This is a genomic window from uncultured Empedobacter sp., assembly GCF_937930195.1.
Taxonomy (GTDB): Bacteria; Bacteroidota; Bacteroidia; order Flavobacteriales; family Weeksellaceae; genus Empedobacter; species Empedobacter stercoris.
This window is the reverse complement of sequence record NZ_CALGVK010000004.1, coordinates 1-16,494: the sequence shown is the minus strand read 5'-3', so window position 1 is coordinate 16,494 and position 16,494 is coordinate 1. Positions and strand designations below refer to the sequence as shown.

At 31.0% G+C, this 16,494-nt stretch carries 15 protein-coding genes; 10 read left to right on the top strand and 5 right to left on the bottom strand.

The window, feature by feature from the left end; translation table 11 throughout:
* Positions 1-334 (top strand): T9SS type A sorting domain-containing protein (locus Q0616_RS00180; RefSeq protein WP_298773893.1); only part of this gene is annotated, 334 nt, incomplete at its 5' end.
* Positions 335-435: 101 nt separating this feature from the next.
* Positions 436-1,842, top strand: a complete 1,407-nt coding sequence (locus Q0616_RS00175) for a DHA2 family efflux MFS transporter permease subunit (protein WP_298773895.1) — start codon at positions 436-438, stop codon at positions 1,840-1,842.
* 52 nt (positions 1,843-1,894) lie between these two features.
* Here the strand turns inward: Q0616_RS00175 and Q0616_RS00170 are convergent, their stop codons facing one another.
* Complete coding sequence (locus tag Q0616_RS00170) at positions 1,895-2,935, bottom strand: asparaginase (protein WP_260542090.1); 1,041 nt, start codon at positions 2,933-2,935, stop codon at positions 1,895-1,897.
* A gap of 128 nt (positions 2,936-3,063) precedes the next feature.
* Here Q0616_RS00170 and Q0616_RS00165 point away from each other — a divergent pair, with 128 nt between their 5' ends.
* The 4 genes from Q0616_RS00165 to Q0616_RS00150 all read left to right on the top strand — a co-directional run bounded on the left by Q0616_RS00165 (position 3,064) and on the right by Q0616_RS00150 (position 6,933).
* Complete coding sequence (locus tag Q0616_RS00165; RefSeq protein ID WP_188319161.1) at positions 3,064-3,900, top strand: hypothetical protein; 837 nt, start codon at positions 3,064-3,066, stop codon at positions 3,898-3,900.
* A 63-nt stretch (positions 3,901-3,963) separates the two neighbouring features.
* On the top strand, positions 3,964-4,419 hold the full coding sequence (lysM, locus tag Q0616_RS00160) for a peptidoglycan-binding protein LysM (protein WP_171621939.1): 456 nt from the start codon (positions 3,964-3,966) through the stop codon (positions 4,417-4,419).
* 147 nt (positions 4,420-4,566) lie between these two features.
* Positions 4,567-5,409, top strand: a complete 843-nt coding sequence (locus Q0616_RS00155; RefSeq protein WP_188319159.1) for a flagellar motor protein MotB — start codon at positions 4,567-4,569, stop codon at positions 5,407-5,409.
* Positions 5,410-5,547: 138 nt separating this feature from the next.
* Positions 5,548-6,933, top strand: a complete 1,386-nt coding sequence (locus tag Q0616_RS00150) for an ATP-binding protein (protein WP_260542094.1) — start codon at positions 5,548-5,550, stop codon at positions 6,931-6,933.
* Positions 6,934-6,972: 39 nt separating this feature from the next.
* Here the strand turns inward: Q0616_RS00150 and Q0616_RS00145 are convergent, their stop codons facing one another.
* The 3 genes from Q0616_RS00145 to dnaN are packed head-to-tail and all read right to left on the bottom strand — an operon-like array spanning position 6,973 to position 11,002.
* Positions 6,973-7,404, bottom strand: a complete 432-nt coding sequence (locus Q0616_RS00145) for an META domain-containing protein (protein WP_171621943.1) — start codon at positions 7,402-7,404, stop codon at positions 6,973-6,975.
* A 13-nt stretch (positions 7,405-7,417) separates the two neighbouring features.
* Complete coding sequence (gene pheT, locus Q0616_RS00140) at positions 7,418-9,847, bottom strand: phenylalanine--tRNA ligase subunit beta (protein ID WP_298773878.1); 2,430 nt, start codon at positions 9,845-9,847, stop codon at positions 7,418-7,420.
* 36 nt (positions 9,848-9,883) lie between these two features.
* On the bottom strand, positions 9,884-11,002 hold the full coding sequence (gene dnaN, locus Q0616_RS00135; RefSeq protein WP_171621945.1) for a DNA polymerase III subunit beta: 1,119 nt from the start codon (positions 11,000-11,002) through the stop codon (positions 9,884-9,886).
* 269 nt (positions 11,003-11,271) lie between these two features.
* On the opposite strand from dnaN, the gene Q0616_RS00130 reads away from it, so the two are divergent.
* The 4 genes from Q0616_RS00130 to Q0616_RS00115 all read left to right on the top strand — a co-directional run bounded on the left by Q0616_RS00130 (position 11,272) and on the right by Q0616_RS00115 (position 15,828).
* Positions 11,272-11,550, top strand: coding sequence for a GNAT family N-acetyltransferase (locus tag Q0616_RS00130; RefSeq protein WP_171621946.1), 279 nt, complete (start codon positions 11,272-11,274; stop codon positions 11,548-11,550).
* A gap of 6 nt (positions 11,551-11,556) precedes the next feature.
* Positions 11,557-12,183: a carbonic anhydrase gene (locus Q0616_RS00125; RefSeq protein WP_171621947.1), complete on the top strand. Its 627-nt coding sequence runs from the start codon at positions 11,557-11,559 to the stop codon at positions 12,181-12,183.
* Positions 12,184-12,248: 65 nt separating this feature from the next.
* Positions 12,249-15,074 carry a hypothetical protein gene (locus Q0616_RS00120; RefSeq protein WP_298773868.1) on the top strand — a complete coding sequence of 942 codons (2,826 nt, stop codon included), beginning with the start codon at positions 12,249-12,251 and terminating at the stop codon, positions 15,072-15,074.
* A 4-nt stretch (positions 15,075-15,078) separates the two neighbouring features.
* Positions 15,079-15,828 carry an SDR family NAD(P)-dependent oxidoreductase gene (locus tag Q0616_RS00115; protein ID WP_171621949.1) on the top strand — a complete coding sequence of 250 codons (750 nt, stop codon included), beginning with the start codon at positions 15,079-15,081 and terminating at the stop codon, positions 15,826-15,828.
* Positions 15,829-15,888: 60 nt separating this feature from the next.
* Here the strand turns inward: Q0616_RS00115 and Q0616_RS00110 are convergent.
* Positions 15,889-16,494 (bottom strand): outer membrane beta-barrel protein (locus Q0616_RS00110; RefSeq protein WP_298773864.1); only part of this gene is annotated, 606 nt, incomplete at its 5' end.

Here is a 16,494-nt window from a genome sequence, read left to right as displayed (position 1 = left end):
ATTAAATGCTTCAAATTCTGATAAACCTTGGCGAATAGTTAATGGATTAAATGATAATTATCCAGTACTGAATTTTCAAAATTTGGGTATTCAGGAGTATACATCCAAAGAGCTTAATCTTAAAATTTATCCAACAATAACAGAGAAGTTACTACATATACAATCAAATGCGAAAGTGTTAGATTATAAAATTTATGATATTAATGGACGAATAATTCCAATTAATAATAAAAAAATGAAAGAAATAGATGTTTCATCTTTTACCAAAGGAGTATATATTATTTCTGTTTCTACAAACGAAGGAACTAAAAATTTGAAGTTTATTAAAAAATAAATTATAGAAAAAAAAGGCCTAAATATTTTAGGTCTTTTTTTAAATCGAACAAGGAAGTAAATAGTAGCTAAAAAGGAATAGAATTTGCTACAATGACCACAATGAATTCTAATCATATTTTAAATCCAAAAATGTTAAAATATTTGCCATGGCTTGGTGCGATGGCAATTTTTATGCAATCTTTGGATGGTACAATTTTAAATACTTCTTTACCTACAATTGCCAAAGAATTAGATAAATCTCCTTTAGAAATTCAATCAATTATTGTGGCATATACGTTAACAGTAGCCTTGTTAATTCCTTTGAGTGGATGGCTCTCAGATAAATATGGAACAAAAAAAGTTTTTCAATCCGCGATTATTATTTTCACCATTGGTTCAGCTTTATGTGCGTTTGCAACAAGTTTACCTTTTTTAGTTATTTCGAGGATTATTCAAGCAATAGGTGGTGCAATGATGGTGCCTGTTGTTCGCTTGGCGATTTTGTACGCTTATCCGAAAAGTGAATTGTTGAAAGTAATCAATTTTATTACTATTCCTGGTTTAATTGGACCTCTTTTAGGTCCTACTATCGGAGGTATTTTAGTTGAAACCTTATCTTGGCATTGGATTTTTATCGTGAATATTCCATTTGGAATTTTAGCTCTTTGGATGACAAGTTTTGCATTGCCTGATTTTAAACATCCTGTATTCAAATTTGATATCAAAGGTTTAATACTTTTCAGTGGAGGTGTTACGGTTCTAACTTTGATAATGGAACTTACTTCAACTCGGGTGATTGGAATACAAACAGTGTTAGCGTTAACTGTTGTTTCTATTTTTTTAATTGGATTATATATCTATCATGCGAAACATAAACAACATCCTTTAATAGATTTGAATTTATTTAAGATAAGAACGCTAAAAATTGGAATAATCGGTAATCTAATTACACGTTTAGGAATTGGAGGAATGCCTTTTCTTATTCCGTTATTGTTGCAAGTAGGGTATGGGTATACTGCTACTGTAGCAGGATTAATCATGATTCCAGCTGCAGCAAGTAATATTATTGCAAAATCTTTTGTAGTACCAATTGTAAATAAATTTGGATACAGAAATACGTTGATAGCAAATACGATTATTTTAGGGTTAATTATTTGTCTGTTTTTCTTTTTAGAATCACAATCGCCCATTTATTATATTATTCCATTGATGATTTTGAACGGATTTTTTAGTTCGATTCATTTTACAGCTATGAATACCATTTCTTTAGCCGATTTGGATGAAAAAACCTCAAGCGAAGGAAATAGTTTGTTAGCCGTAACACAACAATTATCGTTGACTTTTGGAATTTCTGTCGCAGCTTTAATATTAGGTTTTTTTAGAGATATGAAAGGGTTAACGAATGGTGTAGAAGTACAAGCCTTTCGTTATTCATTTTTAGCAATGGGTGTAATGACGATTCTATCAACCTATATCTTTTTCAAGTTAAAAGAATCTGATGGCGCTTCGATGTCAGGGAAGAAATAATGAACATAAAAATCTCTACTTGGTAGAGATTTTTATGTTGATATCATTTAAATTAATCATTGTAAAAATGATGACGAAGTTCTCCTTTCAGATTTGTTTCGTATTGTTTTTTAAATTCTTCTTTCGAGAGGTTTTGTCCTAATAAGTAAATCGCTTTTGTAATAGCAGCTTCCATAGTTAAATCAAAACTCGAAATTGCACCCATATTCAATAAAGCATCACTTGTTGCGTAACGTCCAAGTTCTACCATTCCACCCGCACATTGCGTATTGATGATGAGATGAATTTCATTATTGGTAAGTTCTTTTAATAATTCGATGAACCAATCGTCAGTGAAAATATTTCCAGTTCCAAAAGCTTCAATAATAAACGCTTTCATATTTGGCGCTTTCAAAACACTTTCGATAAAAGAGCGATTCATACCAGGGAAAATCTTTAATACACCAACATCAACATTAAGATTTTTATTGATACTAAGTTGATCTGTAACTGTATTTTTTAACAACAAATCTTCTTTAACTTCTAAATGAACACCAGAAACTCCTATAACTGGATAATTAGGTGATTCGAAAGCATCAAAGTTTTCTGCATTAATCTTAGTTGTTCTATTTGCACGGAATAATTTGTACTCAAAATACACACATACTTCTTTGATGATTGGTTGATTATCTTTTTTCAACGATGCTAATTGAATAGACGTAATCAAATTTTCTTTGGCGTCAGTTCGCAAATCTCCAATTGGTAATTGAGAACCAGTAAAAATGATTGGTTTCTCAAGATTATCAATCATAAAACTCATTGCAGATGCCGTATACGCCATCGTATCTGTGCCATGTAATACAACAAAACCATCATAGTTTTCGTAATTTTGCTGAATTGTTTCGGCAATTTCTATCCAATATTTCGGTTTCATATCAGAAGAATCAATTGGCGTTTCGAAACTATGATAATCGAAAGAACAGTCCAAAAGGCTTAATTCTGGAATTCTCTTCAATAAATTATCAAAATTAAAAGGTTTTAAAGATTGATCGCCATAGTCTTTGGCCATTCCAATTGTACCACCTGTATAAATCAATAAAATTTTTGTCTGCATGGGGTTTTGATTAATTTCTGGATAAAATTAACCATTCTAAAAAATCTGTACAATACCTTTTCAAAAACGCTCATAATTTGCTAAATTGGGTAAAATAATTGTAAATAGAATTTTAAAATATAAACTTGATGAAAACATTACTTTTAGCCATTACAACTTTGATTACATCTGTCGCTGTTTTTGCACAATCTGATGAAGGATTATTTGAAGTAGAATATGAAATGAATGGACAAGATTTAAAATCATTTGCTTTTTCGACGGATAATTGTGCCCAAAGTTTGATTGTAAAATCGTGGGAAAATTGGGTGACAAACAAAGAAGGAGCTTCAGGATTTCTTAAAAAGCATGAAGCCAATAATATCAAGTTCAAGAATTCGCAAGATGTGTATAAATCAGTTATTAGTTTGGTGGAGGAAGAAAATGGGAAAACAACTGTGATTAACACATTGACAGATCAAAATGGAATGACATTTAATAGTCATTCTGCAGAATTTGATTTAATTTATAATCAATTACAGGATTTAGCCGTCAAAACAAAACAAAGTTGTGTACGAACTGAATTGAAATTAGCAAATGAAAATATGATTCGTTTAACAAAAGAGAATGCGGATGCGCAAATAAAGAAAGGAAGCTCGATCAAATCATATTTAAAAAATAGTAATACACTTCTAAAATTAGAAAGTAAAAAGCAAGCCTTAGGCGATAAATTGGATTTAGTCGTGAATCAATTAGAACGAGAATCTGACGATAAAATGATGGATGGATTGATGAAGAAAAAAATAAAAACAGAAAATGCTTTGCGTACAATTGAAGATCAAGTTGTTTCATTGAACGGAAAAATACAAATAGAAGAGGATAAAGATAAAGGACTTGATGCAAAGATTAATCAATTAACAACTCAAATTCAACAACAGCGATTGATGAGCGAAAATTTGAAAAAGAAATATTCATCAATTGCACGATAATTGTAAGAGAAATAGTATATTTACTAAAAATCAACAAATAAATATTATTAAAATCAACTCACTATGGGATTATTTTCATTTATTAAAAATGCCGGAGAAAAAGTCTTCGGAGGAGCAGAAACTCCAGAAGAAAAAGCAGCTAAAGTAAAAGAACAAGTAGCAAAACAAGGTTTTGATTTATCAGGAGTTACATTTTCTGCTGATGGAGAAAAAATTGTAGTTTCGGGACAAGCTCTGGATATCAACGAAAAACAAAAAATCTTAGCAACAGCAGGAAACATTGATGGAGTAGAAGCAGTAGAAGATCAATTAACGTTAAAAACACCTTTAAAAATTGAAATTCCAGATATTTCTAAAACAATGTACACTGTGCAAAGTGGAGATTCTTTATCTAAAATTGCCAAACAAGTTTATGGAGATCCAATGCAATATCCAAAAATTTTCGAAGCAAATAAACCAATGTTAAAACACGAAGATAAAATTTATCCAGGACAAGTATTGTATATTCCTCAGGATTAATAGAATAGAATTTAGATAAGATATTAAAACTCCTACAACCTTACGATTGTGGGAGTTTTCTATTTTTACAGCATGGTTTTTGAGGAATATTTAGTTCCAATAAAAAATAATAACATATATTCGTATAACTGAAATAAAAAAATAATTATGAAAGTTTCAATTTTGCCAGTAGCGGTTATCGCTGCTTCAACTTTATTTAGTTGTGTGAGTCAGAAGAAGTATGATGAATTACAAAATAAATTCAATTCTGCTTATTCTGAGAACCAAGGATGTCAAACAGAATTAGCTGTAGCGAAAGCCAAATTAGCTAATTACGAGGCTAATCAAGGTCAATACGAGAACACAGTTCAGAGTGAAAGAAACCAAATTAAACAATTACAAGAGCAATTGAAAAATTGTATTAATGGTGGTTCTAAAAATGTGTCTGAATTAGTTAACGAGATCAATCAATCGAATAAATACATCAAACACTTGATTGATGCAAAAAGCAAATCAGATAGTTTGAATATGGTTTTAACAAACAACTTAACTCGTTCTTTATCAAGCAACGAAGCAAAAGATGTTGATGTAAAAGTATTAAAAGGTGTGGTGTATATTTCATTAGCAGATAATATGTTATATAAATCTGGTAGCTATGAGATTTCACCTGCTGCAGGAGAAACTTTAAGTAAAATTGCAAAAATCATCAATGATTATAAAGACTACGATGTATTGATTGAAGGTAACACAGATAATGTGCCAATTTCTAAACCAAACATCCGTAACAACTGGGATTTATCTGCTTTACGTGCATCATCTGTAGTACAAGCATTACAAAACCAATATGGTGTTGATGGAAAACGTTTAACAGCTGGTGGTCGTGGAGAATACAATCCATTAACTACAAACGCTACCGCTGAAGGAAAGTCACAAAACCGTCGTACACAAATTATTATCTTACCTAAGTTAGATCAATTTATGGATTTAATTGGACAAGCTCCAAAAAACTAATTTGATAATAATCAAAATATTTATTTAGAAAGCACATCTTTTGATGTGCTTTCTTGTTTAACAGAAGTTTAGAATGAATAATTGTCTTGTTCGAGAATTAATTTTTATTTTTAAGGGAAATAAGTTTAAACCAACAAAATGAAACTAAAAGATTTATCCAATCAACTTGAAATATCTTTAGGAAGTTTACAAAATTTCATCAATGATTTTAATATTGATTTGAGTTTTTGTATTGACGAAAATTTTAATGTCACTGAAGAATTTATTGATTTTTCCGAGAAGAATATTGATTTTTTGAAAAAATATGCTGAAGATCATTCGAAAGAAAAGACAATAGAAGAAATCGCAAAAACGATAGGAGCCAAAGAAGAAGAAGTGCTTCATTTTTTTGTTTCGAATGGAATTCCTGCTGAGGTTGCTAAACAAATGAAAACAGCTGTTTCGAGCTATTTGATTCATTCATACATTGGAGGAAAATATCCATTTATAGAAAAAGCTTTTCCTCAATGTGAAGATTTTTCTGGGAAAAGTTTAGTCGGTTACACAGATTTGTATTTTTATTTAACCGATATGTTGGATCCTTTTATTAGCAAAGATCAAGTAGAAAGATGGGGAATTTCTAAACCTGCTGGACTTGTTTTATATGGACCTCCGGGAAGTGGAAAAATTTATTGGGCAAGAAAAATAGCAGATATGATTGGCTACGAATTTGTTCATGTTTTTAACGACTATTTAATTGGAAATTTTGATTCTAAGAAAAATAAATTTTCTGATTTTCTTTCGAAAAAAATGAATCAACCCAATACACTTTTGTTTATTGATTCGTTTGATGAATTGTTGCATTCTTCGTCTGATAACAGTATTTCTCCAGAAATGATAGATTTATTTTATTCAGTTTTGAGACATATTCAGAAGAACGATAGACAAGAATTATTGATTGTAGGAGCGGTCGAATCATTGTCTACTTTGAATGATGAAATTGTGGCTCCAGGACGTTTTGATATGCATATTCCAATTTTTCCACCAACTTTAGATGAACGAATTCAATTGATTTTACATCATTTAACGGCTAATTTAGCCCTGGATTCTCCATTGTTAACTATTTTGAAAAACCAAAATGCATTGAACAAAGATTTTTGGACTCCTTATGCTGCAGAAATGAGATTGTTTTCGAATACAATGTTGATCGATTTTACTCAATCCTTAAAAAAACGTTTGTATGCTTTGTTTAGAAAAGATGAAACGAAAAATATTATGATGACAGAAAAGGTTTTGTTTTCAGCTTTTCAGGAAGCAAAGTCAAAATTAACACCAGATTATTTGAGACATTGTGCAATTTTTGTGAATGAGGCTAAGCAAAATGTTGGACAAGATTTTCCGCATCGTTTGATTGAATTGAATGCAGATTTAGAGTTTTATTTAACGACAAAAGAAATACCAATCACAAAAATTGGTTTCAAACAAAGTGATGAATCAGTTGAATTAAATACAAATCAATCCTCAGTAGAAAATAATGAAGTATAAAAAAAGCTCCCAAATTTGGGAGCTTATATTTCTAAAAAACTAAATCGTTTTAAATTTTAATAATAAAATATTGCCTTTGTAAAGATGTAATTCCTTTCCAGAAATTTCATAGCGATTTACGTTTTTCAACATGGATAAAAATGCTTTTTCTTCATTCAAATTTGGACAAGCCATTTTTGTTTCAGAAAAATTCACAAAACTTGTCACCTCTCCAACTTTTGTAATAGAAGCGTTGAAATTGTTGCAACCCGCAAATCCACTTACAGTAGAATTCGCTTCGTCAATTAGTATCATCACATCTTTTTCGTACAAACCTTTTACGGTATTATTGTCATTCATCAAATACCAGTTTTGATTTGAAATCGAAACATCTGTTTTCGATTTTAATCTTGCAGTGTTAGTTGTAGAACAAGACGTCGCTACAAAACTCATTAAGATAGTTGCTGAAATTAGGGTTACAATCTTTTTCATTTTTCGGAATATTTTATCTCAACTCAGCGTTGAATTTTTCTTGATACAATTTGATTAATTTATTCATTAAACCATCAATTTCTTGATCGCTCAATGTTTTATTTTCGTCTTGAATCATAAAACTTAACGCATATGATTTTTTACCAGCAGGTAATTTATCACCTTCGTAAACATCGAATAAATTAACCGCTTTCAATAAGTTTGTTTTAACTTCTTTCGCTGCTTTAAAAAGTTCTTCATACTTCACAGTAGAATCAATTAGCAACGCTAAATCTCTACGAGAACCAGGAAATTTAGAAATTTCTTTGTATTTTAAATCGTGTTTGTTTGCCAAATCAATCATTATATTCCAATTTAATTGTGCAAAGAAAACATCTTGATTTACACCTAATTTTTTCGCTAATTTTTTGTTGATGATTCCAAGCTTTCCTAATGACTTTTCACCAGAAATAAATTCAATTCCATCCAAGAAATTATCATCTTTTGCAGGAACTTCATCCGTTACTTGAATATCTAATCGAACAAAAATTTGTTTGATTAATCCTTTTATATCAGCAAATGAAGCTTTACGTAAATTTCCAGTCCAAGATTCGCTATTAAAGTTTCCTGAAAGAACGATTCCTAAACATTTATTTTCTTCATAAATACCATCAATTTTACGGTAAACATTCCCGAATTCGAATAATTTAACATCCGAATTACGACGGTTAATGTTGAACGCTACATTTTCTAATAATCCATTCAATAATGTACGGCGCATAACTGCTAAATCAGCTGAAAGCGGATTTAACATGGCAACACTTTCTCCTTCTGGATAAAAGAAAACTTCTTCGTATTCTTTCTTCGTTAATGAGTTATTCATCGCTTCATTAAATCCGAAAGAAATCAGTTGACGTGCAATGAAATCTTCTATTTTATCTGGGCTAACTTTTTGATTTGGAACGTAAGAAAAAGAGAATTTAGAAGGGATTTCGATGTTGTCATACCCATAAATTCTCAAAATATCTTCGATCAAATCCACATCACGTAAGACATCTACACGATAAGCAGGAACTTCTAAATTTAAAACGTCATCATTTTCTGATAAGATTTTGATTTCTAAGTTCTCTAAAATTGTTTTGATTTTAGCTTCAGGAATTTCAACGCCTAATAATTCGACAACTTTTCCTAAACGTAATTTTACGTTAAAGTTTTCTATTGGATTTGCGTAAATATCATCAATATTTGAAGCAATTTCTGCTCCTGTAATTTCAACTAACATCAACACTGCTTTTTTCAATGCATCAACTGTGATATTAGGGTCAATTCCACGTTCAAAACGGAAAGAAGCATCTGTATTCAATCCATGTGCTTTTGCACCTTTACGAATTGTTACAGGCTCGAAATAAGCTGATTCTAAGAAAATAGAAGTTGTTGTTTCAGAAACGCCTGAATCTTTTCCTCCAAAAACTCCCGCAATACACATTGGATTGTTTTCGTTGCAAATCATCAATTCGTGTCCTTTTAATGTTCGCTCAACGCCATCTAAAGTAGTGAATTTTGTTCCTTCAGCTAATTTCTGAACAATGATTTTATTTCCTTCAATTTTATCAGCATCAAAAGCATGTAAAGGTTGACCTAAATCGTGTAAAATATAATTGGTAATGTCCACAACATTGTTAATTGGAGATAATCCAATGACTTTCAAACGATTTTTTAACCAATCAGGTGATTCGGTAACTTTTATATTTTTCAAGTAAACACCAGCATAACGCGGTGCTGCTGCTGTATCTTTTACTTCGATAGAAATTGGGTTTTGACCTAAATCCGTTGTAGGATAATTAGATACATTATACGTATTGAAGGTAGAGTCAATTTTACGTGTTTTAAGCGCTGCGTGTAAATCACGAGCAACACCAAAATGAGACATTGCATCTGCACGATTTGGTGTTAAACCAATTTCTATTTCATGGTCAATTTCATCATTTTTTCCGAAAAGATCAAATGTAGAGGTACCTGGTTTTAATTCTTCTGGTAAAACTAAAATCCCAGAATGATCAGTACCGATTCCTAATTCTACTTCAGAACAAATCATTCCAAAAGATTCTTCACCACGAATTTTAGCTTTCTTAATTTTAAAATCTCCATCTGGAGAAGGTAAAACTGTTCCGACAGTTGCTACAGGTACATTTTGTCCTGCTGCAACATTAGGAGCACCACAAACAATTTGTGTTTCTTTTCCGTCTCCTAAATCTATTTTAGTAACTTTTAATTTATCTGCATTTGGATGAGGTACAGCTGATAAAACTTTACCAACTAATACAGTTTCCAAGTAATTTTTAGCGCCACCTACTTGTTCTACTCCTTCTACTTCTAAACCTGTACTTGTTAGTGTAGCAGATACTTCATCAAGTGTTATATTAGTATCAATGTAGGTTTTTAGCCAATTGTATGAAATTTTCATTGTATTGTAAAAATGAATTTTATGTATTCTTGTTCATTATGCGTTAAGCATAACTGGCATAACTAACATTAAGATTTCTTCGCCATCCTCAAGTCCATCAACCGGTTTGATGATTCCTGCGCGATTTGGTTCAGACATTTCTAATGTTATTTCTTCTGATTGTAAATTATTTAGCATTTCAATTAAGAAACGAGAATTGAAACCGATTTGTAAGTCAGTTCCGTTATAATCACAAGGAAGTCTTTCTTCTGCTTTGTTTGCAAAATCGATATCTTCCGCAGAAATTGTTAATGAATTTCCGACTAATTTTAATCGAACCTGATTGGTAGTTTTGTTCGAGAAAATAGCCACTCGTTTTAATGATGTTAAGAATAAATTTCTGTTAATCGTTAATACGTTTGGATTTTCTTTTGGAATTACGGCTTCATAATTTGGATATTTACCATCAATTAAACGACAAGTAAGCACGATATTCTGAAAAGAGAAACGTGTATTTGTATTGTTATATTCGATGATCACATCGTCATTATTTCCTCCTAAAATATTTTTCAATAAGTTAAGTGGTTTTTTTGGCATTATATAATCTGCAGCTTGTAAATTGTCTAAACCATTGCGTGTATATTTCACCAAACGATGGGCATCTGTTGCAACAAAACGAAAAATATCTGCACTTGCTTGGAAGAAAACTCCCGTCATAATAGGACGTAATTCGTCGTTTCCAGTCGCAAAAATTGTTTTGATAATTGCTTCTGATAAAATGCTTGCACTAAGTGTTGTAGAACTTGCATCTTCTATATCTGGTGTTTGTGGATATTCGTTTGCGTCTTCAAATGCTAACTGATAATTTCCTTGTTCTGAAACAATTTCCAACGTATTTCCTTCTTTCTGGATAAAAGTAAGTGGTTGAGCTGGAAAAGTTTTCAACGTATCTGTTAAGATTTTTGATGGAATAGCAATTTTTCCGTTGTCATTAGATTCAACTTCTAACGTCGTAGAAATAGTCGTTTCCAAATCAGAACCTGTGATCGTTAATTGGCTACCGTCCAATTCGAATAAAAAATTATCAAGGATTGGTAAAGTATTATTAGAGTTTATTACTCCTCCGATTAAGTTAACATTTTTTAATAACGTGTTGCTCGATACAATAAATTTCATATGAAGAATCTTTCCTTAAAATATCTAACAAATGTAATAAATAATCAAGTAAAAAACTCATACCTATACATTAAATATTATATCGAAGGGTTTGTTGTTGATAATCAATTAGAAAGCTGATTGTTAAAAAAATATTTTTATTTGTATCAATTTTCTTTGATTAAAAAACTTTTCGACCTTAAATTTGTCTGGTATTTATAGATATTTAACAATTATTAGGGGCTTTATCTCATCTAAAAAGAGTAATTTAATTTCAAATATAAACTGCAATGAAGATCGAATTAAATTTAGAAGGAAAGAATGGCGTTTTTGTTATGACTGACGATAATAACAAAGAGGTAGGCGAGCTTACTTTTATGTTGAAAGAGGAACAAATGATTGTCAATCATACTGGTGTTAATCCGGAATTGAGAGGGAAAGGTTTAGCCGAAAAATTAGTGTTAGAAGCTGTAAAATACGCAAGAAAAAATCAGTTGAAAATCATACCGTTTTGTAGTTATGTAAGTGTTTACATTGGTAAGCATCCCGAGGTACAAGATGTAATTTAAAAAATTATGAATTTAGAAAAAGTTTTCGCACACAATCAAGAATGGGTTAATAAACGTTTAGGTCAAGATGAACACTATTTTGATAAACTTTCGGCAGGACAAAATCCTGAAATTCTTTATATTGGTTGTTCGGATAGTCGTGTTACAGCGGAAGAATTATTAGGTGCTGAACCTGGAGAAGTCTTTGTTCACCGTAATATTGCAAACATGGTCATTAGTTTGGACATGAACACAACGTCGGTTTTGGCTTATGCGGTAGAGCATTTAAAAGTGAAACATATTGTAGTTTGTGGGCATTACAATTGTGGAGGGATTAAATCTGCCATGATTCCAAAAGATTTAGGAATTATGAATCCTTGGTTAAGAAATATACGAGATGTGTACCGTCTACATTCAGAAGAATTGAATGCAATTGAAAATGAAGGAATGCGTTACAACCGTTTAGTAGAGCTAAATGTACAAGAACAATGTGTCAATGTGGTTAAAAATCCTTTCGTGCAACGCGCCATGGAAAACGGATTAATTGTACACGGTTGGGTGTTCGATTTGTTTACAGGGAAATTAATTGATCTGAATCTTAATTTCGATTTAATTCTTGAGAACATCAAAGAAATTTACGATATCAACGAATAGCTTTTAACATTTTATTAAGTTTGGTATAATAATTGTCTTTTTACGTTGTTAACCAAACTATATCAATGAGTAAGAACCGTTGGATAAAAAAAGTAAGTATCGCGCTAATATCTATTATTGCGATACTTTTTATACTTAGTTTTTATATTACTTATTTTCTCAATAATCGTCTCCCAAAAATTATTGCCGAAAAAAATGATACAGCTTACAATCTGACCTACGAAGATTTAAGTTTCTCTATCTTTAATTCGTCTCTTTCACTTAAAAATGTCGAAGTATCTCCTAAAGATTCTTTGATGATAAAGGATTCTATCGAAGCAACCGGAAAAGTTAAAGAGATTAAAGTAGTTGGTATCAATTTTTTCAAGTTAATCACCCAAAAAGAAGTTGCTGCACTTTCGCTCAATATCCACCATCCTTCAGTCAATTATTACTTAAAAGAAAAAAAAGATTCCGTCAAAAAAGATACGATTCATTCAAAAGTTGGACAAAGCATTGATGTGTCTAATGTAAACATTAAAAACGGCGAATTTAACTTGTATTCACAATCAGGAAAAAGACATCTCGCAAATGTTTCTAATTTTGATATTGATTTTGATGGCGTTCGTTTCAACGAAAGAACAATCAATAAAAAAATACCATTTAAATACGCTGCTTTTGACATCAAATTAGATTCGATGTTTTTTGTATTGAAAGAGAAACAATTAATTCGAGCAAGAAAAGTTCAGTTTAATCAAACCGATTTTGAATTGGATGATTTTTCGATGAAACCACTTAAAATGAATGGAAAATTATATGTTCCAAATGATTCAGAAAATGATTTATTGGACATAGCATCTCCTTTGCTTTCACTTTCTAATATGGATTGGGGATTTACTTCGGAAGATAAGTTGTATTTTAAAACGGATTTAATTAAATTCAAACAACCACGAATTACCATTATTCAAGCAAAATCTGAAAATAAGATAGCCGATAAATCAGTCAAAAAAGTTACTCTAAACACAGATGATGCTGAATTGATCAACATCAAAAAACTGCAAATAGAAAATGGAAAAATTCGTTCACTTTTTTCGAACGCAACAACTGTAAAATATGCGGTGAATAATGTTGTGTTGAATATTGAAGGAATAAAAATGAACGAATTAACGCGCACCAATGAAATACCTATTGATTATAAAACGTTTCGTATAAAGTTAGATTCGATGTATTATCGCTTAAATGAAATGCATACGTTAACGGCTTCTAATTTTGATTTTACAGAAAAGAAATTGATTCTGAAAAACTTTAAAATGAAACCAATGATCTCTAAAAATAAATTCAATAAAAATCACACAAAATCAAATACGTTATTGGATGTTGAAGCACCTATTTTAACCTTAAATAAGATCAGTTGGGGAATGAAAAATGGTGAATTTTATTTTCATACGAATTCAATCAAATTGGATGAGGTAAATGTGAAAATTATCGATCAAAAAAATCAAAAAAATATAGCGAAGAAAGCTGAAAATGCAACTCAAAAATTTTTAATCAATTTCAATCTTGGTGTAGATACAATTCAAATTAAACAATCTCGATTTATCGCTTCGCAAAAGTTTGATTTCAATCATGTTAATTTGACTATTTTAGGTCTGAATAATGAGTTTGGGAGAGAACTTCGAATTAATCATATTCTTTTCAAAAATCCAAAATTCACGATTTATGGTCAACCTAGACGTGTTGCTCAGCGCGAAGGAGAAACTTCTAAGGCATTTAATGATATTATAAAAGTAGATAAGGTTTCGTTGGTAAATGGTCATTTGGAGGTGATTCCTTATCAACAAAAAATACCAACCTTATCCTTGAAGCAAATTCAATTGGTATTCGATCAGATCAATGTAGATCCAAAAACGATTCAAGAAGCCATACCTTTTTCCTATCATTCAGTTTTATTAAAATCTTCAGGAATAGAGTATGATTTAGGAAAAACCTATCAATTAAATACGGGAGCATTACAATTTTACAACGGGAATTTAACGTTAAATCAAATGAATTTAACACCGAAAGTTTCTCGAAAGGCGTATACAGCATCTTTGCAAAAACAAGCAGATTTGTACACCGTTTCTGTCAATCAAATCAATGGAAATGGTATAAAATGGGGAATTTCGCCCTCAAAAGATTTCTTTTTGAAAGCGAATCAATTGAAATTAAATCAACTTTATGCAAATATTTACAGAAGTTTAGTTCCGCCTGATGATACAAAACGTAAAACAATGTTTTCAGAAAAATTACGGGAGATGAAGTTTGATTTAGGTGTAAAGGAATTGCAATTGGTGAATTCGAAATTGGAGTATGAAGAAGAAACTGAAAAAAGTATCGGAACTGGAAAATTAACTTTTTCGTCGATAAATACAACCGTTAAAAATGTCAATTCTGGTTATCGTAAAAAATCATTACCAGATGTCAATGTTGATTGGCGTTCCGAATTTATGAAGGGAGATTTGCGTGCGAATTGGACATTTAATCCTATGAATCGTGCTGAAAAATTTAATATTAAAGGCGGCATAACAAAACTACCTGCAAAAAATCTCGATCCTTTTGTAAAACCATATCTTAAAGTTTCTGTTGATGGATTTTTTAATCAAATAAAATTCGATTTTGATGGAAATGATAAACTCGCAAGTGGTAATTTTGGAATTGATTATCAAGATTTGAATGTAAATGTTTTGCGAGATGATGGATCGAAACGCAAGCTTTTATCAGCAGTTGGAAATACAGCAATTAAAAATAATTCGCGAGGAGAAATTCGAGAAAAAAAAGTAGAAAATGTTGAACGAAAACAGGATAAATCATTTTTTAATTTCTTTTTAGCTTGTATCTTAGACGGTCTTAAAAAAGCACTTTTAATTATTTAAGAAAATGAAAAGAACAGTCTTCATTACCGGAGCAACATCTGGCATAGGAATGGCGACAGCAAAGAAATTAGCACCAAATTACCGTTTAATTTTATGTGGACGTCGTCAAGAACGATTAGATGAAATTCAAGCAGAATTGAGTCAACTAACTGAAGTGAAAACCATTCAATTTGATGTTCGTAACAAAGAAGCTGTTTTTCAAGCAGTAGAAAGTTTAGAGAACGAATGGAAAAATATTGATGTGTTAATTAATAATGCAGGAAATGCACATGGGTTAGCACCTTTCGACTCTGCTGATGTAGAGGATTTGGAAGCAATGATTGATATCAATGTTAAAGGATTAATTTATGTTTCTAAAGCGATTATTCCATTGTTAAAACAATCAAATCATGCACATATTGTCAATCTTTCTTCAATCGCAGGAAAAGAAGTTTACCCTAATGGTGGCACATATTGCGCGTCTAAAGCAGCAGTAGAATCGTTGAGTAAAGGAATGCGTTACGATTTGTTACCTTACGGAATAAAAGTTTCAAATATTGCGCCTGGAGCAGTAGAAACAGAGTTTTCTTTGGTACGTTTCAAAGGCGACGAAGAAAAAGCAGACAATGTATACAAAGGATTCGAGCCTTTACAAGCAGAAGATATTGCAAATACAATCGAGTATTTATTGCAACAACCAGAACATGTGCAAATTGCAGATGTGACTATTTTTCCAAAAGCTCAAGCTGGTGGAACAGTTATTTTAAAGAAATAATTTTTCTTTGATCATAAATTTTTTTAAAATGAAAAGCCTCTGTTTTAGAGGCTTTTCATTTTAAATCCTATTTTGTTCTGCTGTTTTTTGAACTTGTTTCGCATCCTTTACTTTCTGATCTCCGAAATTGTATTTCAAATTCAACATAAAATATTGTGTGTCGCGATAATCTTTGAAAACCTGATTCTGATTTGCATATTTTGTTGAAATAGTATTGCGATCAGTTCTGAAAATATCATTAAATGTTAAACCTATTTCGAAACGTTTGTCCCATATTTTTTTATTCAAAATTAAGTAGGTATTTTGGGAAGAGCTGATGTTAAACGAACCTTGAATTGCTTTTGAATTGTATTGATAGCCAGCTGAAATGTTAAAGGTTTTTTCTTTATCCAAATCCAGTTGTGTATTCAAATTCAAGTGATAAAAAAATACTTCATTTTTATATTGTTGTTGTTCTGGTCCAAAATAATAGTTTTGATTGTATTCGCCCATTGCAAAGAAATTTAGTTTCCACCACGACTTTAGATTGAAATTTTTCGAAAAATTTGCTCCAAAAGCTTCTCCATTTTTGATGTTCGTAAAATGATAAACCGTTTCGAAAGTTTCAGGATTTTGAATTGAAATTTCCATTGCAGGGTCTTTCTCATAGCGATAATACATTTCAAA

Bases quoted from the DNA above. Each gene is read 5' to 3' on its own strand.
- Q0616_RS00175 (WP_298773895.1), top strand. From the start codon at position 436: ATGAATTCTAATCATATTTTAAATCCAAAAATGTTAAAATATTTGCCA.
- Q0616_RS00170 (WP_260542090.1), bottom strand. From the start codon at position 2,935: ATGCAGACAAAAATTTTATTGATTTATACAGGTGGTACAATTGGAATG.
- Q0616_RS00165 (WP_188319161.1), top strand. From the start codon at position 3,064: ATGAAAACATTACTTTTAGCCATTACAACTTTGATTACATCTGTCGCT.
- lysM (WP_171621939.1), top strand. From the start codon at position 3,964: ATGGGATTATTTTCATTTATTAAAAATGCCGGAGAAAAAGTCTTCGGA.
- Q0616_RS00155 (WP_188319159.1), top strand. From the start codon at position 4,567: ATGAAAGTTTCAATTTTGCCAGTAGCGGTTATCGCTGCTTCAACTTTA.
- Q0616_RS00150 (WP_260542094.1), top strand. From the start codon at position 5,548: ATGAAACTAAAAGATTTATCCAATCAACTTGAAATATCTTTAGGAAGT.
- Q0616_RS00145 (WP_171621943.1), bottom strand. From the start codon at position 7,404: ATGAAAAAGATTGTAACCCTAATTTCAGCAACTATCTTAATGAGTTTT.
- pheT (WP_298773878.1), bottom strand. From the start codon at position 9,847: ATGAAAATTTCATACAATTGGCTAAAAACCTACATTGATACTAATATA.
- dnaN (WP_171621945.1), bottom strand. From the start codon at position 11,002: ATGAAATTTATTGTATCGAGCAACACGTTATTAAAAAATGTTAACTTA.
- Q0616_RS00130 (WP_171621946.1), top strand. From the start codon at position 11,272: ATGAAGATCGAATTAAATTTAGAAGGAAAGAATGGCGTTTTTGTTATG.
- Q0616_RS00125 (WP_171621947.1), top strand. From the start codon at position 11,557: ATGAATTTAGAAAAAGTTTTCGCACACAATCAAGAATGGGTTAATAAA.
- Q0616_RS00120 (WP_298773868.1), top strand. From the start codon at position 12,249: ATGAGTAAGAACCGTTGGATAAAAAAAGTAAGTATCGCGCTAATATCT.
- Q0616_RS00115 (WP_171621949.1), top strand. From the start codon at position 15,079: ATGAAAAGAACAGTCTTCATTACCGGAGCAACATCTGGCATAGGAATG.